The organism is Phenylobacterium sp., from assembly GCF_022402485.1.
Classification (GTDB): Bacteria; Pseudomonadota; Alphaproteobacteria; order Caulobacterales; family Caulobacteraceae; genus Phenylobacterium.
In genome coordinates this window covers 30,710-54,773 of sequence record NZ_JAKRSA010000001.1, presented here as the reverse complement: position 1 = coordinate 54,773, position 24,064 = coordinate 30,710, and the positions used below count along the sequence as shown (strand labels likewise).

The following is a 24,064-nucleotide window of genomic DNA, read 5'->3' as shown; positions in this document are numbered from 1 at the left end:
AGGTCGGCCTGGGTCATAGGCATGGGTAATCGCTCTCTACTGACGATCTTTATCGGTCCAAAATCATTAACGGTGTTCTAGCATCTCGGCCCGAGAGGATGCCATTTAACGGCCGATCATAGTGCTCCTGGGCTCGACGGTCTGATTCGGCGCAGGACCCCCCGAGCCTAAAGCCGTGGCAGATCTGGGTGTGAACGCTCGCCCTGTCATACGGCTGGTCGGCTCTCTGTTATGGCTTAGGGTCTGCAATGTGTGGACGCAGGTCATGTCCCTGTGACACAGCGCGATTAGGGCGATCCTCCCCTGACAACACAAGCCCGTCTGAACCAGAATAGGGACCAGAGATGAGCGACTTTGAGCGGGACTATCCCGACCACACTCAGGCCCCCGGCTACCAGCACGGCGACGAAGTCCCCTCCAACCGCTCGGCAAACCGCAACTTCTATCAGGTGATGGAGGCCCGGGTGGCGCGCCGGCAGTTCCTGATAGGCGGTCTGGCGACGCTGGCCACAGGCCTGATCGGCGGTTCGCTGGCGCCCAAGCCTGCCATGGCCAAGGCGGCAACCTCCTCGCTATTGGGCTTCAAGGCCGTTCCAGTCAGCTATCAGGACAAGGTGGTGGTGCCCGAGGGCTATAGCTTCCAGATTCTGGGCCCCACCGGCACACCGATCTCCGGTGACATGCCGGTGTCGCGTCCAGGTGCCAACACAGGTGCCGAACAGGAGCACCAGATCGGCCAGCATCACGACGGGATGCACTTCTTCCCGATCGAGGGGTCGTCCAACGACGGCCTGATCGTGGTCAATCACGAGTACATCGAGCCGCGCCTACTTCACGCCGAGAAGCCCGGCTACAAGGGCCAGCCCATCGGGACCCACAGCGTTGTCTATGATGCCGAGGGTCGGCGAGACGATGACGAGGTGCGCATGGAGATCGCCGCCCATGGGGTATCGATCTATCGCACCACCCGACAGGCCGACGGAACATGGGCCGTGGTTGCAGATCCCCGCAACAGACGCGTCACCTCGGGCACTTTGGTTGAGCTCAGCGGTCCGGTGCGCGGCACCCCCCATGTGCGCACCCGCTTCAGCCCCGACGGCACGCAGGTGCGTGGTACGCTGAACAACTGTTCCCATGGGGTGACCCCCTGGAACACCTATCTGGCTGCCGAGGAAAACTGGGCCAGCTATTTCTCCAACACCGACAAGATCGACCAGAAGCCTGACCTGCCGCGGGAGCATGCCCGCTATGGGGTTTCGACCAGTCCGCGCGGGGGTCGCTTTGGCTGGCATCTGGCCAAATCCGGTGCGGACGAGTTCGTGCGTTTCGATGCTTCGGCAAAGGGGGCCTCACCCCTGGAAGACTATCGCAATGAGCCCAATGCCATGGGCTGGATGACCGAGATTGACCCGTTCAACCCCGACGCCGCGCCGATCAAGCGCACTCACCTGGGCCGCTTTGCCCATGAGGGCGTTGTGTTCGCCCCTGCGACGGCGGGCGGGCCCGTGGTCTGCTATTCCGGCGACGACTCCCGGTTTGAGTACATCTACAAGTTCGTGTCGGCGGGCGACTTTTCGCCAGGCCAGACCGATGGCGCGATCCTCGACCAGGGGACGCTCTATGTGGCGAAGTTCAACGACGACGGGACGGGGCAGTGGCTGGCCCTGGCACCGGGGCAGAACGGTCTGACGCCGGACAAAGGCTTTGCGGACCTGGCCGATATTCTCGTGAACACCCGCCTCGCAGCAGACCACGTGGGCGCCACCAAGATGGACCGTCCGGAGTGGGGCGCGGTGGATCCCCGCACCGGCGCGGTTTACTTCACCCTGACCAACAACTCCCGCCGCCGACCCGATCAGGTGGACGCCGCCAATCCCCGGGCCGCCAACAATTTCGGCCAGATTGTCCGTTGGACCTATGAAGGTGGGGATCACACAGCCACCCGCTTTGCCTGGGACCTGTTCCTGCTGGCCGGAGACGCAGGCAATTCCAAACTCGCCGATGGCGGAGCGCTGAACGAAGACAACATCTTCGCCTGCCCCGACGGCCTGTGGTTCGACGCCCAGTCCAGGCTCTGGATCCAGTCCGACATGGGCGACGTCGGCCCCGACTACGACGGCCCGCTTAAGCCGTTTGGGATGAACATGCTGCTGGCCGCTGACCCCACCACGGGAGAGGTCCGACGCTTCATGACCGGCCCCTGGGGGCAGGAGTGCACCGGCGTGGTGACTACGCCGGATGGCAAGACCATGTTCGTGAACTTCCAGCATCCTGGGGCCCAGGGCACCGGTGCCCAGTTCGCTGCGGGCGAGTTCGGCTCGGGCTTCCCCGATTACAATGGATCTGTGCCCCGCTCAGCCACGGTGGTGATTACCAAGGATGACGGTGGCGTGATCGGGACCTAGGGCCACGCTCGGCCCCGGGCGCTGTCTTGCCCGGGGCCGAGATGGGCTCAATCGGTGATGGCCGAGTAGATCAGGGCCTTGAGCTGGCCACGGAAGTTGAACGTCCCCGACGGCATCAACTGGGTCATGAAGACCAGGGTCAGGTCCTCCTTGGGATCGACCCAGAAAATGGTCGAGGCCGCGCCACCCCAATAGTAGTCGCCGACGCCCAGGGAGCCGGTTTCCACCTGGCCCATGGTCGAGGCGAAGCCCAGGCCAAAGCCCACACCCTCATTGGCCGTCTCGGAGAAGGCACCGATGGCCAGTTGGGTCAGGTCCTTGCCGCCGGGCAGATGGTTCATGTGCATCATTTCCAGGGTGCGGGGACCCAGGATCCGGTGGCCGTCGATCTCGCCGCCACGGCGCAGCATTTCAGTGAAGCGTCCATAGTCGGCCACCGTGCCGGTCAGGCCCCCGCCACCGGATTTGAAGCCGGGTTCACGGACAAACTGGCTTTCGCCGCCGGGATCATCGATCAGCTTCAGCTTCTTGTCAGGGCCGCGCTGATAGTTGGCGGTAAAGCGACCCACCTTGTCCGGGGTGACGTGGAAGGCGGTATCCACCATGCCCAGGGGCTCGAAGATCTCTTCCTTCAGATATTGGTCGAAGGGCTTGCCGGAGATGATTTCCACCAGGGCACCGCAGATGTCGGTGGAGAGCGAGTACATCCAGCGCGTCCCCGGCTGATAGAGCAGGGGCACCTGGCCGAGCTTGTCCATGAACTCCTGCATGGAGTCGGCCCCGCCGACCGAACGGACCTTGAGGGCGCGGTAAATCTTGTCCACGGGATGCTGCAGGCCAACCCCGGGCAGGCCGCCGCCATAGGTGAAGCCGCCGGTGTGGGTGAGCACGTCGCGGAACGAGACCGGCCGGTGCGGCGCCTCGGTGACCAGATCATCGCCTTCGCCGGAAACCCAGACCTTGTGGTTGCGCCAGGAGGGCACGAACCGGCTGATAGGATCATTGAGCTGGAAATAGCCCTTTTCATAGAGGGTCATGAGCGCCACCGAGGTGATCGGCTTGGTCATGGAATAGATGCGGAAGATGGCGTCATCGACCATCGGCTTGGCGCGCTCCACATCCATGGAGCCGAAGGCCTTTTCGTAGGCAATGTGGCCGTGGCGGGCGACCTGGATCTGACAGCCGGCGATCTTCTGGGGGTCGATGTAATTGCGTTGCAGGTGGTCGGCGATGCGCTCCAGACGTCTGGCGTCCAGGCCCGTCCATTGTGATTGGGCGTCCATGTGAAAAATCCTCCCGAAAATCGCGGTGTTCTAATTGGCGCCATCATGGGCTGTAGATGCCCTGCGGCCAAGACGTTCATGCTCTAAGCTGTCGGTGAAAACAGGAGAGAGACACCCATGGGCAATCTGGCGGAACTGGCGGCGGTGGTGGGCGAGCAGCTCAAGGCCAGTGGGCAAAAGGTGGCTGTGGCGGAGAGCTCGTCTGGCGGGTTGATCTCGGCGGCCCTGCTCGCCGTGCCTGGGGCCTCGGCCTACTATCTCGGCGGCGCGGTGGTCTACACAGGCAAGGCCCGCATGAGCCTGCTGGAAATCCCTCGGGAGGCGGTGGCCGGCATGCGCTCAGCCTCTGAGCCCTATGCCTTGCTTTTGGCGCGGACCGTGCGCGAACGGTTCGGGGCCGACTGGGGTCTTTCGGAGACCGGCGCGGCAGGGCCTACCGGCAACGGCTATGGCGATCCGGCGGGCCACACCTGCATTGCGGTGTCTGGGCCTGTGGAGTTGGTGATCACCGTGAGGACCGGATCGGACGACCGGGCCGCCAACATGGACGCCTTCGCCGCTGCGGCGCTGGACCTGCTGCGCCGGGCGACCGAGGCCTGAGCGCCTCAGGCCTTGCGGGCGGCGATGTGTCGATCAACGACGCTCTCCAGCACGGTGAGCGGCATAGCGCCCGACAGAAGGGTGGCGTCGTGGAAGGCCGGCAGGGTGAACCGGTCGCCCAGGGCACCTTGCGCCTTTGCACGCAGGCGCAGCCAGGTGAGCTTGCCGACCATGTAGCTGCAGGCTTGGCCTGGCCAAACGCTGTAGCGCTCGATCTCGGTGGCCGCTGAACTTGTGGGGCTGCCGTCAATGCTGGTCATGGTCTCGATGGCCTGCTCACGGCTCCAGCGCTTGGCGTGGATCCCGGTGTCGACCACCAGACGGGCGGCCCGGAACAGGGAGGCCTGGATCTGGCCAAGCTCGCCCAGGGGGTCGTTCTCGTACATGCCCATCTCCAGGGCGAGCTGCTCGGAATAGAGCGCCCAGCCTTCGCTATAGGGCGAGAAGCCGGCGACCCGGCGCAGCATCGGAATGTCGGCCTCCTGCTGCAGGGAACGCTGCAGATGATGGCCGGGCATGGCCTCGTGATAGGTGAGGGTCTTAAGGGTCCAGCTGGGGTTTTCGGCGGAATCCCGCAGATTGATCCAGTAGATGCCCGGCCGTGAGCCATCCAGGGCAGGCCGATTATAGTAGCCCCCCGGCGCGCCGGCCTCGATGAACTTGGGCACCCGACGGACCTCGACAGCGGCCTTCGGCAGAGCTCCAAAGACCTCAGGCAATCGCGGTGCGATTTCCGCCATCTGGGCGTTGAGGTCAGCAATCAGTTGTTCTTTGGCTTCGTCGGTGTCGGCATAGAGGTAGCGAGGGTCCTTGAAGAGCGCCTGGATGCGGTCCCCCACCGAACCTTGAGTCAGACCCTGACCTTCAAGGATCACCTCAGCCCGGGCCGACAGGGCCTTGGCCTGTTCCCAGCCCAGCTCGTGGATCTCTTCGGGGGTAAGCGTCGTGGTGGTCGAGCTTTTCAGGGCGTCACGGTAATAGGCCTCGCCATCGGGCAGCCGCCAGCAGCCGGCGTCATGGACCGCCCGGGGCTGTAGGGACTGGATCCAGGCGATCTGGCGCTCCAGGGCAGGCAGGACCTTTTCCAGATAGATGGCGCTCGCCTGGGCGGCATAGTCGCCCTCTATCCCTCGGGCCGCAGCGCGGCTGGCCACCGACGTCACCAGGGGCGAGGTGGCGGGATCTCCCCTCAAACCCGCCATCTGGGTCAGGGCCCGCTCCAGGGCAAAGTCCGGGGGGATTACCCCAAGCTCGGCGTCCTGACGGCTGCGCTCGGTCTCCTGGTCCATGACGTCGGCGAACTGTGACAGGCGCGAGAGATAGGCCTCAGCGTCAGCCTTGGTCTCAATGCCATGCTGGGTCCCCAGGAAGTCAGGGATCGAGCGATATGCACCGTTCAGCTGCGAGATCACATAGGGATCGCCGGCACCCGTATCCCCATAGGCGTAGCGGCTGTTGGCCTCTGCGTCGGCACCGAGGGTGAACAGAACGGCCTCGTAGTGCGGGACTTCCGAGGGGCTCAGGGTCGAGGGGGCGAGGGCCTGAAGACGGGCCAGATTGGCGGCGTTTCGGGCCTTTCTGGCGGCAATATCGGCAATGGATGCACCATTTAGCTGCCCCTTTGCCGCCAGGCGCGCGCCCTGGTGCAGGCCAAGGCGGGTGACGCTCTCGGGCGAATGATCAAGCATCTCGCTGAACATCTGGTCGAACAGGGCGCGAAGGCCCTGGTCCTGGAGGCTCAGCCCCTGGGCGCGGGCCCCACTGGCCAGGGCGGCGGTGGCCACGGCGGAAAGCAGAAAGGATCGACGGTCCATGGCGACATGCCCCCAATTTCAGACGAGGCCCCTGTCTTTCCGCAGAACGCAGCCCATGACCAGCCCCGTCGGCATCTCGGTCGGCTCTGACGGAAAAAGGGGCGTGCTAGCGTCGCTTGCCCAGTTCAGCGGCGATGTCCTTGGTCATCCGGCCCACCTTTCGGTGAGCCGCCGTGATCTGGTCGCGGGTGACGCCCCAGCGCTTCATCCAGTATTCGACGGCCTTGCGCTCGGTGAGGTCGAGGCGATCTTTGTCGATGAAGCCGCGCTTGTCCTTCAGGCCTGCCATGCCGCCGACTCCCTGCTACGCACACGCTGCCATTGGTCTTAGCGGTTGAGCGAGGCCAGGGCTATCGGCGGCCGGACTTGGGGCCAGTCTCAGCGAAGGGGCTGTTCGTAACGGCGCACACGCACTGGTACGGGCTGAGGTTCAGCCATCCACAAAAGCGCCAGGGCCCGGACCGCGAGGTCCTGAGCCTCTTTCACAGCGCCTTCGCGCTTGAGCAGGCGGGCCTGCCGGGCGGCCATCTCGGCCAGGGAAACCAAGGTCGACGAACGCATCACGATCCAACCCTTCTCTGCTGTGTTCCCTTGTTGTACGGGCCAGCCGCGGGTCTGGACGCAGTCTCGCTTCAGATCATCGCCGCCAACAGGCTCGTGATCACGGCCAGAGTGAGCCCGACCCGAAGTCTGCCATACCAGCGGGGGGCCTCTTCCCGGCGAACGGTCCAAAGGTCGTAGAGCATCAGAGCCAGGAAGGCCGCCGCCAGGGCCAGCAAGGCCAGGTCGCTGGCCACCAGGAAGGTGGCCCAGGCAAACAGCGCCGGCAGAACGCTCACCGCCAGGGCTCGGGCTGAGGGGCCGTGGAGACGAGCCGAAGCCAGGCCCCACTGGGCCCCGCCCATGAAAGACAGGATCACGGCCCCATAGAGCTGCAGCACCCGGACGGCCTGCTCTGGCGCCAGGAGCCCCGCACCATTCAGGAGGATCAGTCCGGCAAGGCCAGCAAAGGGGATGACGCCTGCCACGCCCAAAGCCAGGGCCGGAAACGGGATTTTTGTATCTGGGATCATGGCTCAACCGAACGACGGCGGTCATCCCACCGCCGCACCAGCCCCTGCAGTCGTGGCCGCAGGCGAAGAAAGCCCCTGTAGAAAAGCTCCAGCGCCGCCAGCAGGGGCGGCCAGGCTGCGACCCGACCCAAGGGGCGCAGGGCTGGCAGGCTGCGCCATAGGGCTGCAAAGGCGGCTGCCCCTGATTGGGTGGCACCGTCGGGCGTGCTCACATGAAAGCGCTCAAGCATGACCTGACGGGGCAGGGGGGTGTCCTGGGCGGTCTCCAGATCCACAAAGCAGACCTGCTGGTCGGGATCGAGGCGGCGCATGAGCGCGATCTCCCGGGCGCAAAGGGGGCAGCCGCCGTCATACCAGACGGTTAGACCCGGCCCTTCCTCTGTCGGCGCGCTGGGCGCCGTCACGGTTGGGGCGCTTCGGGCGGGATCGTCGCGGGCTCAGCGGGCCGGGCGGCGCTGGCCTCGGGCACATAGAGGCCGGTGATGAACCGGGCACCGAAGCCCTCCGCCCGGAAACGTGCGCCAAACTCCCGGCAAGGATCAGTCTCTGCCGTGATCGTTCGGGCGGTGTGATCCTCCGGGGTCATGGCGGCGGCGGCGGCGTCGGCGAAGGGCTCGACAAACTGCAGGGCGTCACCGATCCGGCTGAGGGAAGGGTTGTCGGTTCCAATGGCGGTGGCGGTCCGGCGCCAGACCACCGCGGCCACCTGCTGGCCGGCTGAATCCAGCAACTCGGCTTCTGCGCCCAGTCCCCCCAGGGTGCCCGGCACCCGGACGCCGATCGGGCCTGGGATAAAGAATGCGGCCGCCGCAGAGGCCGCCGATCCGACCCGGCCGGTGGGAATGACCTCGGTGACAGCAGCGCGCACCCGGTGGGCACCGGCAGACGCCGGGGCGGCGGTGATCTCGAAACGCTCCGAGAGTTCAAAGCAAAGCTGGGCGTCGACCTCACGCAGGACCGCGGTCTGTTCAACGGGGGTCATCCAGGCGGTCGCCTCGGCCCGGGGGGAAAAGACCGTGGGTTCGATCTGCACGCTCTGCACCTTGGCCAAAGCGACGAGGTCTGTCCGATCGAGGGCACCGGCCCGCACCATATCGGTGCGGGGGACCAATCCTTCATAGGAGGTCAGGAATTGCCCCTGCTGAGGCGTTCCAGCGCAAGCGGCCAGGGCAAGCAGGACGAGCGGCGCGGCAAGGCGGGGGAGGCTATGGGGCATGACAACCTTTAACGGGGGAGCCCGGGTCTGGCTCCGCCTAACCCATGTACGCCGGCATCCACCCTTCGTATGCATCGCGAAGTTGCGAAAGCGGCAGCTGAAACAGATCTGTCGCCGCCAGCACGTCGCCGCCCGCTTCACCGATGAGTCGGGCGGAAATGCCCGCCGCACGCGCAGCGGCCAGGATCGGTTCTGGGTCGGTGACAGCCAGCAGATAGCGGGCTTGATCCTCGCCAAACAGCTCAGCGTGGGCGGGGAGTTCGCCAGCCAGGCTCAGAGTCACGCCGACGCCGGAGGCCAGCGCCATCTCCGCGGCCGCGGCGATAAGCCCGCCATCAGACAGGTCGTGGACAACGGCGATCTGCTCGCCCTTGATCAGGTCGCGGACAAAATCACCTACCTTGCGTTCCTGGGCGAGGTCCACGGGCGGCGGTGCCCCGTCTTCACGACCCAGGATTTCGCGCAGATACATGCTGGCCCCCAGGGCCCCATGGGTGTCGCCCAGGAGGACGAGGGCGTCGCCCGGCTTCAGGCTGGAGAAATCGGCCCGACGCTCATAATTGGCGATCAGCCCGACGGCACCCACCGTTGGGGTAGGCGGAATGGCCTGGCCATTGGTCTCGTTGTAGAGCGAGACATTGCCGCTCACGACGGGGAAGTCGAGCTCACGGCAGGCCAGCGCCATGCCCTCAATCGCTCGGACGATCTGACCCATGATCTCCGGGCGCTCAGGATTGCCGAAGTTCAGGTTGTCGGTGATGGCGATGGGGTCGGCCCCCACGGCGGTGAGATTGCGCCAGGCCTCGGCGACAGCCTGTTTTCCCCCTTCGAAGGGATCGTTCAGCACATAGCGGGGGGTGCAGTCGGAGGTGACCGCCAGGGCCTTCTTGGTCCCATGCACCCGCACGATGCCGGCGTCGGCGCCGGTGGCGGAGTCTTCCATGGTGTCGGCCATGACGTGACGGTCGTACTGTTCCCAGATCCAGCGCTTGGAGGCCATGTCCGGGCTGCCCATCAGCTGGTTGACGGCGGCGGCATAGTCCGACGGTTCGGCCACGTCGGCAGCGGTAAGGGTGGGCTGCAGGGCCGGCGCGACCCAGGGGCGATCATAGAGGGGCGCGTCGTCGGACAGGGGACCGAGCGGCAGGTCGCAGACCACCTGGCCCTGGTGTCTCAGCACAATGCGGCCCGTATCGGTGGTCTGGCCGATGGTGGCGGCGTCCAGGCCCCATTTTTCAAAGATGCGCTGGCCGTCGGCCTCGCGGCCGGGCTTGAGGATGGCCAGCATCCGCTCCTGGCTCTCCGAGAGCATCATTTCGTAGGCGCTCATGCCCTCCTCGCGCTGAGGGACCGCGTCCAGGTTGAGCTCGATGCCCACCCCGCCCTTGCCGGCCATCTCGACGGAGGACGAGGTGAGGCCCGCCGCGCCCATGTCCTGGATGGCGGCCACCGCGCCCGAGGCCATGAGCTCCAGGGTCGCCTCGATCAGCAACTTCTCGGCGAAGGGGTCGCCGACCTGGACGGTGGGGCGCTTTTCGTCCGAGGCATCGTCGAACTCTGCCGAGGCCATGGTCGCGCCATGGATGCCGTCACGGCCGGTCTTGGAGCCGAAATAGACCACCGGCAGGCCAGGGCCAGGGGCGGCGGAGTAGAAGATCTTGTCGGCGTCGGCCAGACCGACGCACATGGCGTTGACCAGGATGTTGCCGTCATAGCCCCGATGGAAATTGGTTTCGCCCGCCACGGTGGGGACGCCGACGCAATTGCCGTAGCCGCCGATGCCGGCGACCACGCCGGAGACCAGTCGCTTGGTCTTGGGGTGGCTGGGGTCTCCAAATCTCAGGGCGTTCAGCAGCGCGATCGGGCGTGCGCCCATGGTGAAGACATCGCGCATGATGCCGCCGACCCCGGTCGCAGCCCCTTGGTAAGGCTCGATGTAAGAGGGGTGGTTGTGGCTCTCCATCTTGAAGACGCAGGCCTGGCCATCGCCGATGTCCACCACCCCGGCATTCTCGCCCGGGCCCTGAATCACCCGGGGCCCCTTGGTTGGGAATTTGCCCAGATGTTTGCGGCTGGATTTGTAGGAGCAGTGCTCGCTCCACATGACCGAGAAGACGCCCAGTTCCACGAGGTTCGGCTCGCGGTTCAGACGCTTGAGGATCAGGTCATATTCCTCGGCCTTGAGGCCGAACTCAGCGGCCGTATCGGCCAGGGATTTCGCAGGCGCAGCGGTCATGGCCGCCTTCTAGCGAGGTTCGCTGCGCAGGGCGATAGGCTGATGCAGCCCTGGCCTCAAACTGAAAGCGCCGCAGAGGCCAAGCTCTGCGGCGCTCAATGGCAGGTACAAGCTTCAAAAGAGTCAGTTCAGTACGACGGCCGCGACCCTTCCTGGTGCCTTTGCCTCGTTGCGACGGCCCAGTTCAGCCACGATGACCAGGCCGGCCAGTATGCCGTTCAGCAGGGTCATGATGATCGGCACATCGTCTGGCCGTTGGGCGTCTAGGATCTGCTCGGCGCTGAGGCCCGTCTGGAGCCCTGAGACCAGCACATCATAGGTGGGGATGGCTGCGCCAAGCCACGGCGTCGCGTGCAGAACCAGGTAGAACAGCGATAGGCCCGCAGCAATGTAGGCGCCCACCAGGCGGGTTCTGCCGATCAGCAAGAGGGCAACGGCGACCAAGGCCACAGCACCGGCCCCCCAACGCACATAGGTTTCCATAAAGGCATGCCCCGTGAGGAGGGCGCTCCACCTGAAGACCTGGTGAACCTCCTGGCCCGAAAACAATTTGGGATAGGCCCAGACCCACGCGATCAGAACCGCCAGCATGAGGGCGCTGGTGACACTCCACATTTTGCTCAACATCTGCGTCTCCCTTCTCCGCCTCTCGTGGCGGCTATGGGTGAGACATGGGGCGGTCCGCGGGGCTTTCACCGAGGCGCGTGGCGATGGTTGCTATGAGCCTGCCTTATCGCATCCCGCCGCATTGGCCATCAGAAACTCATGAGCGCCATAACGGTTTGGAATGACGGTTTGGCTTGCATGGGGCCGACCCCTCCGGCCAGATCAGGACGCGGGCCGGGCCCCTCTGGCGACCATAGGGGTCGCGATGTCGGACCGCAGCGGGCGCGTCCGGCTGCGAGAAGGGTCTGAAGGTCACTCTCCCCCCCAATCGACGGACTGGAGTCTCAGGACCGGGCGCGCCCTCTACCAATGAGGAGCCCAGGAGTGGACCGGATACGTCTGTATCGATTGAGGAATGAGCACCGCAGGCTTGATAACGCCATCCGTCAGGAAGAATGCCTCGAGACACCTGACACGATGCGCCTCCAGGACCTCAAGCGTCGAAGATTGGCCCTGAAAGGTCAGATGTTCCTGGCGGAAGCCGGCCTGTCGCCTGTCAGGTTCTGAGGCATTCGGCAGAGAAGACGGACGCGTCTTTCCACTGCAATCTTGTGATCTGGCGGCCTGGGTAATGGTCCAACCGCCAGATTACAAAGAAAAAATTTTGAGTTAGGATGGGTGATCATGTCAGAGCGCGCGCGGTTCGAGACCTTGGACCTGGACCTCGTCCGCACCTTCGTCGCTATTGCTGAAACTCAGAACTTTACCCGGGCCGGTGAACGCTTGGGTCTGACCCAATCGGCCGTCAGTCTGCAATTGCGACGACTGGAAGGTCGATTAGGGGCGACTCTGTTTACCCGCGATCCCCGTCGGGTGGTCCTGACCGCGGACGGTGAGGGGCTGTTGCCGCAGGCGCGCCGACTGCTGCGGCTCAATGATGAGATCATCGCCGGCCTACGGGGTGATGATCTGGCTGGCGAGGTTCGTCTGGGGGCCCCGGAGGACTTCGCTACGCTCTACCTGCCAGAGATCCTTGGTGCGTTTGTCCGAGCCCATCCTCAGGTGGCGATGACCGTCACCTGCGACCTCACCCTTCGGCTCCTGGAGGGGCTGCGCGATGGGGCGTTCGACATGGTGCTGGTCAAGCGCGAGCCCCTGGGGCCTGATATGGGCGTGCGGGTCTGGCGTGAGCCCCTGGTCTGGGTTGCCGCAGATGCAGCGGTCATGACGTCGGGGGGACGTATTCCCCTGGTCCTGGCTCCGTCGCCCTGTGTCTACCGTAAGCGTGCAATCGCCGCTTTGGAGGCCACCGGTCTCGCCTGGCGTGCGGCCTATACCAGTCCCTCTCTGGCGGGTCAGCAGGCGGCCTTGCGTGCCGGCCTCGGCGCGACGGTGCTGCCCCGGGACATGGCACCGCCAGATCTTGTGATTCTGGGAGAGGAGAGCGGTCTGCCGCCTCTGGCGGACGCTGAGATTGCCTTGATGCGACCCCGCGGTGCCATACCTGCGGCCGCAGAGCAGCTGGCAGAGCATGTTCTACAGGCCATGGACCGGCGGACTCAGGCGCGGGTTTGACCCGCAACAGTTGAAACATGCCTCAACAGATCGCCTGTCAGGCGAACCTGTCTGCACCCCTTGAATGGGCCGGTTAACCTTCAGGATAACTATGGTTAACGAACCTTGTCAGGTGCGGCATTCCGTCCTAACAAGATTTCGTCAGCGTAGGGGCTGATGGCCGTTCGCCAGCCCTTAAATGATCAAATTGGGGGATGGTTCTTTTATGCTTAAAGCAGCGTCATTGGCGGTTTTCGCCGTTCTGGCTACAGCGGGCGCGGCCAGCGCCCAGTATCACCCGACTGCGGCTCAACCCAGCTACCAGAACTGCGGTCCGTCTCATCCGGGTCATCCGGGGCACGCCAACTGCTACTGCCCGCAGGAGCATGTGTTCTATACCCCGGGCGTGCCGTGGAATGTCCGCCATACAGGCGGTCCAGCCGTCCGTATCCACTCTCAGCCTGTCTATGTGCCTTCGGGCCGGATCGATATTCAGGGACCGCCGATCTATGTGGAGGCGCCGCCGATCCGTGTGGCCCCGGCTCAAATCTATCTGCACGCCCCCGATGTCCGGGTGAAGCCGTCCCAGGTGACGGTCGAGCCGCCGCAGGTGCACATTGCGCCTTGCCCCGATGGCCGGGTTTGCGGACCGGTTGCTCGTCCCTGATCTCACTGGTCCCTGACCTCAATCGCGCCTGAAGCGTTCAGGTTCGACCGGCAAATGGAAACCGCCACTCCTCAGGGGTGGCGGTTTTTTCATGGGCTGGTTTCAAGGGGTCCGCGTCGAGGGTGCTGACGCTATACCCCGCCGGGGGAGCCTCAGTTCTGAGGGGCGCAAAAGGCGCGGATCTCTTTGGCGAGATCGAGGTCTCCCCCTTCCAGGGCCGTCTTTATCGCCTCGGGACACTGATCCTTGGCCACCAGGCCGGCCACCTCCAAGCGCAGGGCCTCCCGCGCCAAGGCGCGCGCCTGCAGGGCCTTGGCCTGACGACGATCATCAGGGGTGCAGAGGGAGAGCCAGTGCGCGTCGGCGCAACGGCTGATCAGTCGGGCCTGACGCAGAGCCTCTTCATCTGGAGCTGCCTGGGGCAGGTCGGAGACGGGAGCAGGGGCAGGAGCGGAGACGGGAGGCAGCACCGGAGCCGGTAAAGGCACTGCGAGCTCTGGGCGATAGATGGCGTCAGGAACCCGGTAGCGGCAGACCCAGCCGTCCGCCTCGAACACACAGGACTGCAAAGTGGCCTGGCTCTCCTGCGCCAATAGCGCGAGGGCGAATGCGGAGGCGATCAGAACCAATTCCAGACCCCATGACTGCGGTCAGGTACGATTACACCAATGATCCCGCCACCCCAAGACAGGGTCCTGAGGCAGCGGGAGTCAGCCTACTCAAAAATCGGTCCAGGTGTCCGCCGCCGGCGCTGCGGCCACCTTGCGCAGGGTGGCACCCTCGCGGACCACCGTCATGCGCGCCGGGGTCCGGCTGGCGGTCGGCTGCGCCGCGGTTCGGTTGATCTGGAAGCCGGTGATCAGCTGAGCCAGCTCGGCCGATTGATCCGACAGCGTGCGGCTGGCTGCGGTGGATTCCTCCACCATGGCCGCGTTCTGCTGGGTCATCTGATCCATATGGCTGACGGCCGTATTGACCTGGGCCAGGCCTGCGGCCTGTTCCTGCGCACTGGCGGCGATCTCGGTCACCAGGTCGGTGATCTGGCTGACCTGACCGGCGATCCGACGCAGGGCCTCGCCAGTCTTGCCCACCAGGTCGACGCCAGCGCCCACTTGCTGCGCCGAGTTGGAGATCAGCGACTTGATCTCCTTGGCCGCGTCGGCTGAGCGTTGGGCCAGGGCGCGCACCTCTGAGGCGACCACGGCAAAGCCTCGACCGGCTTCGCCGGCGCGGGCGGCCTCGACACCGGCGTTGAGGGCCAGAAGGTTGGTCTGGAAGGCGATCTCGTCGATGACGCCGATAATCTGGCTGATCTGGCTGGCTGAAGCCTCGATCTGACCCATGGCGGCGACGGCGTCGGCCACGATCTCGCTGGAGGTATGGGCATCGGCACGGGCGGAATTGACCACCCCATGGGCCTGTCGGGCACCATCGGCGGTCTTGCTGACGGTGACGGTGATCTCTTCGAGAGCGGCTGCGGTCTCTTCCAGGCTTGCGGCCTGCTGCTCGGTGCGCCGGGACAGCTCGTCAGCCCCATGGCTGACCTCCTGGGCACTGCTCCGCAGGCTGCTGGTCGAGGTTGCGAAGGTGGCGATCGTGTCGTGAAGCCTGGACACCGCCGTGTTGAAGTTCGCCCGAAGGGCTTCGTAGGCAGGGGGGAAGGGGGCGTCGAGGGTGAAGTTGAGCTTGCCCGCGGACAGATTTTCCAATCCGTTGGCCAGGGTCTGAACCACCATGGCCTGGGCCTGGGCGGCCTCCAGACGCTCGGCCTCACTGGCCTCACGCTCAGCGGCGGCGGCCAGTTCACTGGCGGCCTCGGCCTCGGTCATCTCAGCCACTCTCAGCCCATTCTGCCGGAAGACTTCGACCGTACGGGCCATGGCGCCAATTTCGTCGCCCCGCTCGGTCTCAGACACCTCGGTGCGATAGTTGCCACCCGCCAGGACCGACATGACCCGGGCCAGACGGTTTACCGGGTGGGTGATGGAGCGGGTGGTCAGCCAGGAGGCCAAGATCGCCAGGAGTGTGGCCCCGAGCAGGGAGGACAGGGCCAGGGTCTGGAAGCCGCTGGCGGCCTTTTCCACTTGGCCGCCCACAGCCTGGTTGCGCGCTTCCTGCAGGTCGATGAACACGTTGATGGTCTTCAGCCACTCGCCGAACAGGGGGCCCACCTCGCTGTTGAGCAGGGCGCGAGCGGCATCGGTCTGTCCCTGGGCCTCGAGGTCGATCACCTGGGCCACCAGGGGGTTGGTCTGAGCCTGAATGGCGGCGATATCGGCGATGATCTTCTGCTCCTCAGCGGGGGCATTGGCGATCATCTTCGCCATCAGTTCCTCGTTGCGCGCATAGTCGGCCGCAAGCTTGTCGATCAGGTTCAGCTGGCCTTGAACTTGAGCGGGATCCTCCAGCATCACCACATCGCGAATGGCGATGGCTCGGTCATGTACGCTGCCGCGGAAATTGATCGCGTAGCGCTGCTTGACGCTGTTGACCTGATTGATCTCAGCCAGGTTGTCCTTGACCTGGTTGACCTGGGCGATTGAGCCCACGGTCAGACCGGTCATGAGCACAAGCAGAAATAGAAACCCGATGACAATTCGCGTTGAAATATTGAAGCGATGCAAGGACCCAACTCCAGACTGAAAGCCAATCTACTCTGGGGCTGGCTTTGGCAGGCGCGGGTAAATCAGGTGTTTATTTTTTGGGCATCACGCGCCTAAAATGAGGTCACCTCGGTTTGGGTTACTTGATTTGGGTGGGCCGGCCGTCAGTGAAGCCTCGATGGCTAAGCCGTGCGGTGTGGCGGGGCGTAGAGCGAAGCCGGGGGCCATTTCGCAGGCCTGAGGCTCAATCCGCCGTATCTCGAAAGTAGGGCTCGACCTCACCCTGCAGCTTTACGGTGACCGGGTTGCCCTTGCGATCAAGGGTCTTGCCGACAGCCAGTCGGACCCAGCCTTCGCTGACGCAATACTCGTCGACATTGGTCTTCTCGACGCCCTTGAACCGGATCCCTACGCCCCGCGCCAGAACCGCCTCATCATAGTGAGGGCTGTCCGGATTGGTGGCCAGGCGGTCTGGGGGTGTCTCAGCGGTCATGGTCGGCGGCTCCAGTGTGGCCTTGGTTCATAGGCCAGAATGCTCAGCTGAACCAAGCCCCGACCTATGCGTCGGTGTCGGGGCGGACGTTCAACCGTGAGTCCCGTTGCCGCGTCGCGCGCGGACAGGCGCTGAACCTGTGGGTTCCAGGGGTCCGGAAGGGGGGGTGCGACAATCTCTCCGGGGGCTGCGACAATCCGCCATCAATCCCAGAAGACAGCGTCTACCGTGAAAACTTTCGCGCTCAGACCGTCAGTAGGTTAATGGATAGGCCCCAAGTCAAGGTCTCCAATATTGATGTGTAGGGCGATTCAGGATAGGCCTATACCGGCATTAATTAAAACAACATTGTGTAGAAGGCCAAAATTCGTATGAATTGTTACGCTCATGTTACACAAATAGTGATGTTGAATACATAGCAGTATAGTATAAAACATCGCATACCGACGTTCTATTCGCGATATCCATGAGGTCGGTTAAGGTTCTGTTTGCATCTCTGAGACCGATATCCCGCCATTCAGCCCGCAAAAAGGCGGGTGAGGGGATCACTCATGTTCACACGATACGCCAAGTCAGCGTCTGCTGTTTTGTGCGCTACCGCCCTGGCCCTTCCGGCCGTGGCCCACGCCGATGCTGCCAAGAACCTCCAGGTTGCTGGACGGGCTCTGACCTTTCTGGAGGGCGGCCCAACCGGTGCTACCCGCATGGGCGTGGTCTTCGACCCGTCCAAGCCGGCCTCGGTAGCTGAAAAGAACGCCGTCATGGCCGCCATCGGGTCGGGCTATGATGCCGGCGCCATCAAACTGGTGGGCACAGCCGTGGAAGCCGGCGCAGTGGGCGGCTCCAACGCCCAGGTCTTCTTCGTCACCAGTGGTGTGAACTACGCCGCGGTCGGCGCAGCGGCCCGGGGCAAGAAGATCATCACCATTTCCTCTGACGCAGCCTGCGCCACCTCAGGTGCCTGCGTCATGGCTGTGGCGACCCAGCCCAAGGTCGAAATCATCGTCAATCGTGCGACGGCCTCGGCCGTGGGCGCTGCCTTCAAGGCCGCCTTTCGCATGATGATCAAAGAAGTCTGAGCCGGCGCGACGCCAGGAGCCATCACCCATGTTTAAGTCCTTCCTGTTTGCCGGCGCCGCTGCCGGCCTCGCCCTGACAGCCCTTCCCGCCAGCGCCCAGTCCATCGACTACGGCTCCCTGGAGCTGCTGTTCAATGAACCGGTGACCACCAGCGCCACCGGCTCTCCCCAGCGCTCAAGCCAGGCGCCCGTGGATATGGACATCATCTCGGCCGACGAAATCCGTCGTTCGGGCGCCACGGATCTGCCCACCATCCTGTCGCGGGTGGCCGGCGTCGATGTCCAGGCCTGGAGTGCTGGCCATACCGACGTGGGAGTCCGCGGCTACAACCAGGCCCGCTCAGCCCGCCTGCTGGTGCTGGTCAACGGCCGTCAGGCCTATCTCGACCACTATGGCTATACCGCCTGGACGACCCTGCCGGTGCGTCTGGAGGAAATCCGCCAGATCGAAGTGGTCAAGGGCCCCAATTCCGCGCTGTTCGGCTTCAACGCCGTGGCCGGGGTGGTGAACATCATCACCTACAATCCGAAGTTCGACGACGAGAGTTTCGCCACCGTCCGAGCCGGAACCGGAGACTACCAGGAGTTGGCCCTCGGCCAGACCCTGAAGCTCGGCGAGCGCCTGTCGGCCCGTTTGACGGCGGGCTCCTCGAAAGAAGATGAGTGGGACAATAACACCGGTTCCCTCGACCGCCTGTTCCTGGATCCCGAGCGTCTGACCGCCAATGTCGACGCTGTCGCGCAGCTGTCTGACAAGGTGGAGCTCCGGGTGGAGGGTGGCTATGCCAGCACCATCCAGACCGACATCATCTCTACCTACGCCTATGCGCCGGCCAAGTACCTGAACCACTCGGTGAAGGGTACGCTGAGCTGGGACTCGCAGTTTGGTCTGATCCAGGCCTCGGCCTATCAGAATGACCTGACGGTGAAGACCGAGATCGCGGCGGTGCCCACCCGCTACGAGAACACCATTCAGGTTTTCAGCCTGCAAAACCTGTTCAAGGTCGGTGCCCAGCACACCTTCCGGGTCGGTGTGGAACAGCGCAACAATGAGATGCCTACCGCGCCCATGCCTGGCGGCATCATCAGCTATGACGTGATGTCGGTGTCGGGGATGTGGAACTGGCAGGTGAGCGACACGCTTTCCCTCACGGCCGCCGCCCGACATGACGCCCTGGATCTTCAGCGCCAGGGTCGCTTCCCCGTCGGCCTGCCGCCGGTGACCAACGCCCTTTGGGATCGCAGCCTGAAGGAAACCACCTACAACCTCGGTGCCGTGTGGAGCGCCACACCCTCAGACACCTTCCGGGCCACCTATGCCCGGGGCGTGCAGCTGCCCACCCTTGTGGACCTCGGCGGTCTGCAGCTGGTGGCGGTTACCCCGACCTTCCGCGGCGCGTTTACGGGCAATCCGACCCTGGATCCCACCGTGGTGACCAACTTCGGTCTCGGTTATTCCCGCGATATGCCGCAGATCGGCGGCAAGGTCGGGATTAAGCTCTTCGCCCAGAAAAGCGAGGACGTGAAGGGTCAGCCCAATGGGGTTCAGGCCGACTCCCCGGCCACCCCGATCAGTCTGCCGGTCTACAGCTTCGTCAATATTGGTGAGTCTGAGATGCGGGGCTTTGAGCTGACCGCCGAAGGTCAGGTCGCTGACGGCTTCCATTGGAGCGCCAACTACGTCTTCACCGACATCGAGGACAGCGCTGATCGTGGCTACAATACCGCCATCCGCTATGCCGCCTTCTCCGAGACCACCCCGGAACACCGGGCCAATGTGAACATTGGCTGGGCCAATGAGCTGTGGTCGGTGGACACCTTCGCCCGCTTCGAAGGCGACAAGTCGCTTTACTACAACGCCGCTCTGCAGCCCGTGGAAGGTCACATGACCTTCGCCGGCCGGATCGCCCGCGAGCTGCCCAACGGCATGACGTTGGCGGTCAGCGGTCAGAACCTGCTGGACGACGCCCAACGTCAGACCAGCGGCCTGGCCGCCGAGCGCCGGGTCTTCATGACCCTCAGCAAGGACTGGTAGTCCCAACCGGCCCCACGCCACCCCTCCCCCCTGGGGTGGGGCCGCCCCAGGGGGTCGCGCCAGGAGTACGGCGCGGCCCCTTGATTTTTGTCGACGGCTGCGCCCCCGCCCCGGGCGGCGGGTTCATGGAGATCAGAAATGAGATCGCTTCGCTTTGCTGACCTGTCACTCGTGGTGAAGATGGCCCTGGCGCCATTGTTCGCCGTGCTGATGCTGGCCTTGGTCACGGGTGGTGCCTTCTTCAGCCAGCAGCAGCAGTCTCAGGCCCTGGACCGTATCGTCGAGGAGGATATGCAGACCGGGCTTGAGCTGGCGGCCGTGTCGCGCCGGGTCGCTGTGGCCCACTTGACGATCTACCAGCTACTGACCCGGCAGGCGGGCGCGGCCGACCCGTTTGCCGCCCCGGACTCTACGGCGGAGCTCACCGCCCTCATGGGCGAGGTGGACGCCATTAAGTCCGACCTGGAGGCCTTGAAACCTCGCCTTCCGGCCGCAGAACAGGCCCGTGTCACCGATCTGGCCCAGGACCTCACGGACTATCGGGGGGGCGTTGAGGTGGTGGTGTCGATGATGGCGGTGGACTTCGGCACAGCGGTCGCCTTCGTGCAGCCGTTCGAAGAGCACTATGCCCGCATGACAGAGACCCTGCAGAAGGCCACAGGCGCCGTCCAGGCCGATGCCGAACGCCGCGCAGCCGACAGTGCCGCCCAAGGGCAGCTTGCTGGGCGCGTCTTCATGATCGGCTCCCTGCTCACCCTGCTGGCGGTGGCCGGTCTTTCGGTGGTGGTCGTGCTGGGCGTGCGCCGGGCGATCGACAGCATTGCCGGCGCCACAGAGGCTCTGGCGGCGGGCGAGGCGGGGCAAGATCTCGACCGGCTGGAGCGCAATGATGAGCTGGGCGCCATCCTACGAGGCCTGAAGGTCTTCCAGGACAACCAGCGCCGACTGGCCAACCTGCATGAGGCCCAGCAGGCCAGCGACGCCCGCGAGGCATCTATGCGCGACCAAGTGGAACTGGAGCGCGCAGAGAGCCAGGCCGCCCAGGCCGCCGTGGTCCATGCCCTGGCCACGGGTCTGTCGCGCTTGTCCGATGGCGATCTGACCCATCGGCTCAATGACCCCTTCACCAGCGAGTACGAACAGCTGCGGGCGGACTTCAACGCCGCCGTGGCCAAGCTGCAGGACGCCATGCGGGTCATCAGTGCCAATGTCGGCCAGATCAGCTCTGGTGCCGACGAGATTTCCGGAGCCTCGGACGATCTCTCCCGGCGCACCGAGCAGCAGGCTGCCAGCCTGGAAGAAACCGCTGCGGCTCTGGATGAGATCACGGCCACAGTGCGCAAATCCGCCGAGGGGGCCAATGATGCCCGAGCCGCTGTACTCACCGCTCGAACGGGGGCCGGCGAGGGGGGCAAGGTCGTGGAGCAGGCTATCGCGGCGATGGGCGGCATTGAAAAATCGTCGGCTGAAATCACCCAGATCATCGGCGTCATCGACGAGATCGCCTTCCAGACCAACCTTCTGGCGTTGAACGCAGGCGTCGAGGCCGCCCGGGCCGGCGATGCGGGCCGCGGCTTTGCCGTGGTGGCCTCAGAGGTGCGGGCGCTGGCCCAGCGCTCAGCCGATGCGGCCAAGGAGATCAAGGCGCTGATCAGCACCTCGACCCAGCAGGTCGGTGCCGGGGTCGATCTGGTCGGACGAACCGGGGCGGCCCTGCGTCAGATCGTGGTCCAGGTCGAGCAGATCGACACCCTGGTCTCGGAGATCGCCGCCAGCGCTCAGGAACAGGCCATTGGCCTCAACGAGGTCAATGACGCGGTCAACCGGATGGACCAGGTGACGCAGCAGAACGCCGCCATGGTGGAGGAGGCCACGGCGGCCAGCCATGCCCTGCGAGCGGAAGCCACGGAACTGAGCCGCCTGGTGGGCGGGTTCAAGATCGGGGCGGCAGCCTTGAATTCGCAGCCGCGACGGGCCGGTGAGCGGCTGCAGGGGCGTCACGCCGCCTGAGGTCAGCGCCGTCCCTGCAGCCCGATGAGGATCGCGGCGGGCACCATCAGTATGCCGGCCAGGACAAAGGGGGCCCAGGTCCCGACCCCGGAGAACAGAAAGCCCGCCATGACGGGGCCCAGGACCCTTGCCGCGGCGCTGGAGGCATTGTTGGCCCCCAGGGTCTCGCCCTGGCGATCTGAGGGGGCGGCGCGGGAGATCAGCGCCGAGGTGGCGGGCTGACTGGTGGTGTGGCCGATCACCAGCACGATCATCAGGATTATGGCAATGATCACGGGGGGCCGAAGCGCCTCCAGGAACAGAAAGGCTGACGTCACGCTCAGACCGATCAGCACCGTGGGCCGCTCGCCAATGCGCCGCACGGCCCACCCTGACAGCAGGCCCTGGCTGGTGGCGGCGGCGACCCCGGTCAAGGCCATGACAAAGCCGATCATTTTCGGGCCCCAACCGTACTCGGCAGCGCCCCAGAGGCCGAAGATCGACCACATGGCGGAAAACCCGGCGAACGAGAGGAAGGTCCCGGCCATGAGCCGACGAAGGGTGGGATCGCCGATGGTCTGGGCCAGAGCCTGAAGTGGACCTGGGCGCCGGGCGGAAGCCGCTGCCCGCGACCGGCTCTCGCGGACGAACACCGCAGCACCCACCGCGCCAGCCACACAGAGCGCCGCCGCTGTCAGCAGGGGCGGCTGGAATCCCGCGGCACCAAGCTCTGGACGGGCCATGAGCCCCCCAAGCAGGGGCCCAACCACAAAGCCGATGCCGAAGGCCGAGCCGATCAGGCCAAGCCGTCCGGCCAGCTTTTCCTGCGGCGTGACATCAACGATATAGCCCTGGATCGTCGAGATATTGCCGCTGAACACCCCGGCGACCGCCCGGGCGGCGATGGCGAACCAGATGTTGGGGGCGAAGGCCAGGGCCACATAGCCCAGGGCGGCCATCAGAATGGTGCCGAGGATCACTGGCTTGCGACCAATCTTGTCCGACAGCCGGCCCCAGATCAGCTCGCCAAAGAACTGCCCTGCCGCGAACACCGCGAACATCAAGGTCACTTGCCAAGGGGTCGCGTCAAATACCGTCGCATAGAAGGGCAGCAGCGGGATCACCACCCCAAAGCCAATCAGGCTCAGGAACACCACGCCCATGAGGACCGGGACGGCCAGGGCGCTGGGCGGCGGCGGGGCGGACTCAGCAGAAGACATGACACAGCGCATAGCCCGCCTGGGGCTATCAGACCAATCTATTGCGTCGTTCGCTGGATATGGGCCGGCTAAGGCCGGTCCAGGTTCAGGCGCTGGCCAGAGCGCTCTGGAAGAGGAGGGCCCCATCGGCGGAGCCCAGCTCGGCCTCGAAGGCCCGGTCGGGATGCGGCATCATACCGAGCACATTACCCTTGGGGTTGATGATGCCAGCGATGTCGCGGGCCGAGCCATTAGGGTTGTCGCGGTAGCGGAACACCACCTGGCCCTCGCCCTCAAGCCGCTCGAGGGTGGCTTCATCGGCGAAATAGTTTCCTTCGCCGTTGCCCACGGTCATGACCACTTCGCGCCGGCCGCCATAGCCGGAGGTGAACCGGGTCTGGGCGTTGGTGACCTCGAGGGTCACAGGCTTGCAGACATATTTCAGCCGTTCGTTCTGCAGCAGGGCACCGGGCAGAAGACCTGCCTCGCACAGCACCTGAAACCCATTGCAGATGCCGACCGTGGCCACGCCCCGTTCAGCCGCGGCCTTGACCTCGGCCATCACCGGCGACAATGCCGCCATGGCCCCGCAGCGAAGGTAGTCTCCATAGGAGAACCCCCCAGGCAGGACGATGAGATCGAGGCCAGAGGGCAGGGCGGTATCGCCGTGCCAGACCATCTCCACTTGGGCCCCCGTGGAGCGCTCCACGGCGACCTTGCAGTCGCGGTCGCAGTTGGAGCCGGGGAAAACGATGACGGCGGCTTTCATGTCGCGTTCGAACCTGATCGTTCCAGAGTTGAGCCGGCGGCAGGGCCGGGTGGAGAGCGGTCACCGGGCGGCGGCCACTGACTCCCAGTAGGCGAGAAGTTGGTCATAGGCGGCGGGATCGCCCATGGCGCAGCCTTCGTGTTCCATCACCCTGGCCCCATCTCGCCGCGTGGCGGTCTGGATGAACACCGCCGGATGGGCCGGAGCTTCGGGCTTGGTGAAAATATAGGAGGCCCGGCCGCTCTCTTCATTGAAGGTCTCATAGGGCTCCCCCGGCGCATCGGGCGCTGGCTTCACGCTCGGGCGGGCGAGTATGTCGGCGCGAATGGCGTCAAAACCCTGGGTGCAATCGAGCGTGTAAGCGGTGACGGGGGCCGGACCCGAAGGCGCGCATGCTCCGAGGCCAAGCGCCAGAAGCGAAGGCACCAGGACGCCCCAAGACT

The 24,064-nt window shown here is 64.8% G+C and carries 23 protein-coding genes; 8 read left to right on the top strand and 15 right to left on the bottom strand.

Annotated features, from left to right (window positions below; all coding sequences use genetic code 11):
- The first annotated feature begins 344 nt into the window (after window positions 1-344).
- Window positions 345-2,405, top strand: a complete 2,061-nt coding sequence (locus MH112_RS00265) for a PhoX family phosphatase (RefSeq protein ID WP_296562532.1) — start codon at window positions 345-347, stop codon at window positions 2,403-2,405.
- A 47-nt stretch (window positions 2,406-2,452) separates the two neighbouring features.
- Here the strand turns inward: MH112_RS00265 and MH112_RS00260 are convergent, their stop codons facing one another.
- A complete protein-coding gene (locus MH112_RS00260; protein ID WP_296562531.1) occupies window positions 2,453-3,688 on the bottom strand; it encodes a serine hydrolase domain-containing protein in 1,236 nt (411 codons plus the stop codon).
- A 117-nt stretch (window positions 3,689-3,805) separates the two neighbouring features.
- On the opposite strand from MH112_RS00260, the gene MH112_RS00255 reads away from it, so the two are divergent.
- Window positions 3,806-4,288, top strand: a complete 483-nt coding sequence (locus tag MH112_RS00255; protein ID WP_296562529.1) for a CinA family protein — start codon at window positions 3,806-3,808, stop codon at window positions 4,286-4,288.
- A 5-nt stretch (window positions 4,289-4,293) separates the two neighbouring features.
- On the opposite strand, the gene MH112_RS00250 is transcribed toward MH112_RS00255, so the two are convergent.
- The 8 genes from MH112_RS00250 to MH112_RS00215 all read right to left on the bottom strand — a co-directional run bounded on the left by MH112_RS00250 (window position 4,294) and on the right by MH112_RS00215 (window position 11,254).
- Window positions 4,294-6,102, bottom strand: a complete 1,809-nt coding sequence (locus tag MH112_RS00250) for a DUF885 family protein (protein ID WP_296562527.1) — start codon at window positions 6,100-6,102, stop codon at window positions 4,294-4,296.
- Between the two features lie 106 nt (window positions 6,103-6,208).
- Window positions 6,209-6,391 carry a DUF3606 domain-containing protein gene (locus MH112_RS00245; protein WP_296562525.1) on the bottom strand — a complete coding sequence of 61 codons (183 nt, stop codon included), beginning with the start codon at window positions 6,389-6,391 and terminating at the stop codon, window positions 6,209-6,211.
- An 89-nt stretch (window positions 6,392-6,480) separates the two neighbouring features.
- Window positions 6,481-6,663: a hypothetical protein gene (locus MH112_RS00240; protein WP_296562523.1), complete on the bottom strand. Its 183-nt coding sequence runs from the start codon at window positions 6,661-6,663 to the stop codon at window positions 6,481-6,483.
- A 71-nt stretch (window positions 6,664-6,734) separates the two neighbouring features.
- On the bottom strand, window positions 6,735-7,175 hold the full coding sequence (locus tag MH112_RS00235) for a DUF3429 domain-containing protein (protein ID WP_296562522.1): 441 nt from the start codon (window positions 7,173-7,175) through the stop codon (window positions 6,735-6,737).
- On the bottom strand, window positions 7,172-7,579 hold the full coding sequence (locus MH112_RS00230; RefSeq protein WP_296562520.1) for a DUF393 domain-containing protein: 408 nt from the start codon (window positions 7,577-7,579) through the stop codon (window positions 7,172-7,174). The genes MH112_RS00235 and MH112_RS00230 overlap by 4 nt, the downstream gene beginning before the upstream one ends.
- Window positions 7,576-8,391, bottom strand: a complete 816-nt coding sequence (locus MH112_RS00225; RefSeq protein ID WP_296562518.1) for a DUF3313 domain-containing protein — start codon at window positions 8,389-8,391, stop codon at window positions 7,576-7,578. The genes MH112_RS00230 and MH112_RS00225 overlap by 4 nt, the downstream gene beginning before the upstream one ends.
- A 37-nt stretch (window positions 8,392-8,428) precedes the next feature.
- Window positions 8,429-10,627: a phosphoribosylformylglycinamidine synthase subunit PurL gene (purL, locus tag MH112_RS00220; protein ID WP_296562516.1), complete on the bottom strand. Its 2,199-nt coding sequence runs from the start codon at window positions 10,625-10,627 to the stop codon at window positions 8,429-8,431.
- Between the two features lie 123 nt (window positions 10,628-10,750).
- Window positions 10,751-11,254, bottom strand: a complete 504-nt coding sequence (locus MH112_RS00215) for a hypothetical protein (RefSeq protein ID WP_296562514.1) — start codon at window positions 11,252-11,254, stop codon at window positions 10,751-10,753.
- 348 nt (window positions 11,255-11,602) lie between these two features.
- Between MH112_RS00215 and MH112_RS14930 the strand changes: the two genes are divergently transcribed.
- The 3 genes from MH112_RS14930 (at window position 11,603) to MH112_RS00205 (ending at window position 13,454) form a co-directional block, all read left to right on the top strand.
- On the top strand, window positions 11,603-11,800 hold the full coding sequence (locus MH112_RS14930) for a YdcH family protein (protein ID WP_365785689.1): 198 nt from the start codon (window positions 11,603-11,605) through the stop codon (window positions 11,798-11,800).
- Between the two features lie 117 nt (window positions 11,801-11,917).
- Window positions 11,918-12,808: a LysR substrate-binding domain-containing protein gene (locus tag MH112_RS00210; protein WP_296562512.1), complete on the top strand. Its 891-nt coding sequence runs from the start codon at window positions 11,918-11,920 to the stop codon at window positions 12,806-12,808.
- A 205-nt stretch (window positions 12,809-13,013) separates the two neighbouring features.
- On the top strand, window positions 13,014-13,454 hold the full coding sequence (locus tag MH112_RS00205) for a hypothetical protein (protein ID WP_296562510.1): 441 nt from the start codon (window positions 13,014-13,016) through the stop codon (window positions 13,452-13,454).
- 152 nt (window positions 13,455-13,606) lie between these two features.
- Here MH112_RS00205 and MH112_RS00200 read toward each other — a convergent pair whose 3' ends face one another.
- From MH112_RS00200 to MH112_RS00190, 3 genes are all read right to left on the bottom strand, one after another.
- On the bottom strand, window positions 13,607-14,083 hold the full coding sequence (locus MH112_RS00200; protein WP_296562509.1) for a hypothetical protein: 477 nt from the start codon (window positions 14,081-14,083) through the stop codon (window positions 13,607-13,609).
- 90 nt (window positions 14,084-14,173) lie between these two features.
- On the bottom strand, window positions 14,174-16,078 hold the full coding sequence (locus tag MH112_RS00195) for a methyl-accepting chemotaxis protein (RefSeq protein ID WP_296562507.1): 1,905 nt from the start codon (window positions 16,076-16,078) through the stop codon (window positions 14,174-14,176).
- Window positions 16,079-16,301: 223 nt separating this feature from the next.
- On the bottom strand, window positions 16,302-16,550 hold the full coding sequence (locus MH112_RS00190; protein ID WP_296562506.1) for a DUF3297 family protein: 249 nt from the start codon (window positions 16,548-16,550) through the stop codon (window positions 16,302-16,304).
- Window positions 16,551-17,101: 551 nt separating this feature from the next.
- On the opposite strand from MH112_RS00190, the gene MH112_RS00185 reads away from it, so the two are divergent.
- The 3 genes from MH112_RS00185 (at window position 17,102) to MH112_RS00175 (ending at window position 21,674) form a co-directional block, all read left to right on the top strand.
- Window positions 17,102-17,629 carry a hypothetical protein gene (locus MH112_RS00185; RefSeq protein WP_296562504.1) on the top strand — a complete coding sequence of 176 codons (528 nt, stop codon included), beginning with the start codon at window positions 17,102-17,104 and terminating at the stop codon, window positions 17,627-17,629.
- Between the two features lie 28 nt (window positions 17,630-17,657).
- Entirely contained in the window at window positions 17,658-19,664 is a 2,007-nt protein-coding gene (locus MH112_RS00180) for a TonB-dependent receptor (protein ID WP_296562502.1), read from the top strand.
- A gap of 138 nt (window positions 19,665-19,802) precedes the next feature.
- Complete coding sequence (locus tag MH112_RS00175) at window positions 19,803-21,674, top strand: methyl-accepting chemotaxis protein (RefSeq protein WP_296562501.1); 1,872 nt, start codon at window positions 19,803-19,805, stop codon at window positions 21,672-21,674.
- A 2-nt stretch (window positions 21,675-21,676) separates the two neighbouring features.
- On the opposite strand, the gene MH112_RS00170 is transcribed toward MH112_RS00175, so the two are convergent.
- From MH112_RS00170 to MH112_RS00160, 3 genes are all read right to left on the bottom strand, one after another.
- Window positions 21,677-22,873 carry an MFS transporter gene (locus tag MH112_RS00170; protein ID WP_296562499.1) on the bottom strand — a complete coding sequence of 399 codons (1,197 nt, stop codon included), beginning with the start codon at window positions 22,871-22,873 and terminating at the stop codon, window positions 21,677-21,679.
- 85 nt (window positions 22,874-22,958) lie between these two features.
- Window positions 22,959-23,621, bottom strand: a complete 663-nt coding sequence (gene purQ, locus MH112_RS00165; RefSeq protein WP_296562497.1) for a phosphoribosylformylglycinamidine synthase subunit PurQ — start codon at window positions 23,619-23,621, stop codon at window positions 22,959-22,961.
- A 60-nt stretch (window positions 23,622-23,681) separates the two neighbouring features.
- Window positions 23,682-24,047: a hypothetical protein gene (locus MH112_RS00160; RefSeq protein WP_296562495.1), complete on the bottom strand. Its 366-nt coding sequence runs from the start codon at window positions 24,045-24,047 to the stop codon at window positions 23,682-23,684.
- Between the last annotated feature and the right edge of the window lie 17 nt (window positions 24,048-24,064).

Coding starts and splice junctions, on each gene's coding strand:
- MH112_RS00265 (WP_296562532.1), top strand. CDS start 345: ATGAGCGACTTTGAGCGGGACTATCCCGACCACACTCAGGCCCCCGGC.
- MH112_RS00260 (WP_296562531.1), bottom strand. CDS start 3,688: ATGGACGCCCAATCACAATGGACGGGCCTGGACGCCAGACGTCTGGAG.
- MH112_RS00255 (WP_296562529.1), top strand. CDS start 3,806: ATGGGCAATCTGGCGGAACTGGCGGCGGTGGTGGGCGAGCAGCTCAAG.
- MH112_RS00250 (WP_296562527.1), bottom strand. CDS start 6,102: ATGGACCGTCGATCCTTTCTGCTTTCCGCCGTGGCCACCGCCGCCCTG.
- MH112_RS00245 (WP_296562525.1), bottom strand. CDS start 6,391: ATGGCAGGCCTGAAGGACAAGCGCGGCTTCATCGACAAAGATCGCCTC.
- MH112_RS00240 (WP_296562523.1), bottom strand. CDS start 6,663: ATGCGTTCGTCGACCTTGGTTTCCCTGGCCGAGATGGCCGCCCGGCAG.
- MH112_RS00235 (WP_296562522.1), bottom strand. CDS start 7,175: ATGATCCCAGATACAAAAATCCCGTTTCCGGCCCTGGCTTTGGGCGTG.
- MH112_RS00225 (WP_296562518.1), bottom strand. CDS start 8,391: ATGCCCCATAGCCTCCCCCGCCTTGCCGCGCCGCTCGTCCTGCTTGCC.
- purL (WP_296562516.1), bottom strand. CDS start 10,627: ATGACCGCTGCGCCTGCGAAATCCCTGGCCGATACGGCCGCTGAGTTC.
- MH112_RS00215 (WP_296562514.1), bottom strand. CDS start 11,254: ATGTTGAGCAAAATGTGGAGTGTCACCAGCGCCCTCATGCTGGCGGTT.
- MH112_RS14930 (WP_365785689.1), top strand. CDS start 11,603: ATGAGGAGCCCAGGAGTGGACCGGATACGTCTGTATCGATTGAGGAAT.
- MH112_RS00210 (WP_296562512.1), top strand. CDS start 11,918: ATGTCAGAGCGCGCGCGGTTCGAGACCTTGGACCTGGACCTCGTCCGC.
- MH112_RS00205 (WP_296562510.1), top strand. CDS start 13,014: ATGCTTAAAGCAGCGTCATTGGCGGTTTTCGCCGTTCTGGCTACAGCG.
- MH112_RS00190 (WP_296562506.1), bottom strand. CDS start 16,550: ATGACCGCTGAGACACCCCCAGACCGCCTGGCCACCAATCCGGACAGC.
- MH112_RS00185 (WP_296562504.1), top strand. CDS start 17,102: ATGTTCACACGATACGCCAAGTCAGCGTCTGCTGTTTTGTGCGCTACC.
- MH112_RS00180 (WP_296562502.1), top strand. CDS start 17,658: ATGTTTAAGTCCTTCCTGTTTGCCGGCGCCGCTGCCGGCCTCGCCCTG.
- MH112_RS00175 (WP_296562501.1), top strand. CDS start 19,803: ATGAGATCGCTTCGCTTTGCTGACCTGTCACTCGTGGTGAAGATGGCC.
- MH112_RS00170 (WP_296562499.1), bottom strand. CDS start 22,873: ATGTCTTCTGCTGAGTCCGCCCCGCCGCCGCCCAGCGCCCTGGCCGTC.
- purQ (WP_296562497.1), bottom strand. CDS start 23,621: ATGAAAGCCGCCGTCATCGTTTTCCCCGGCTCCAACTGCGACCGCGAC.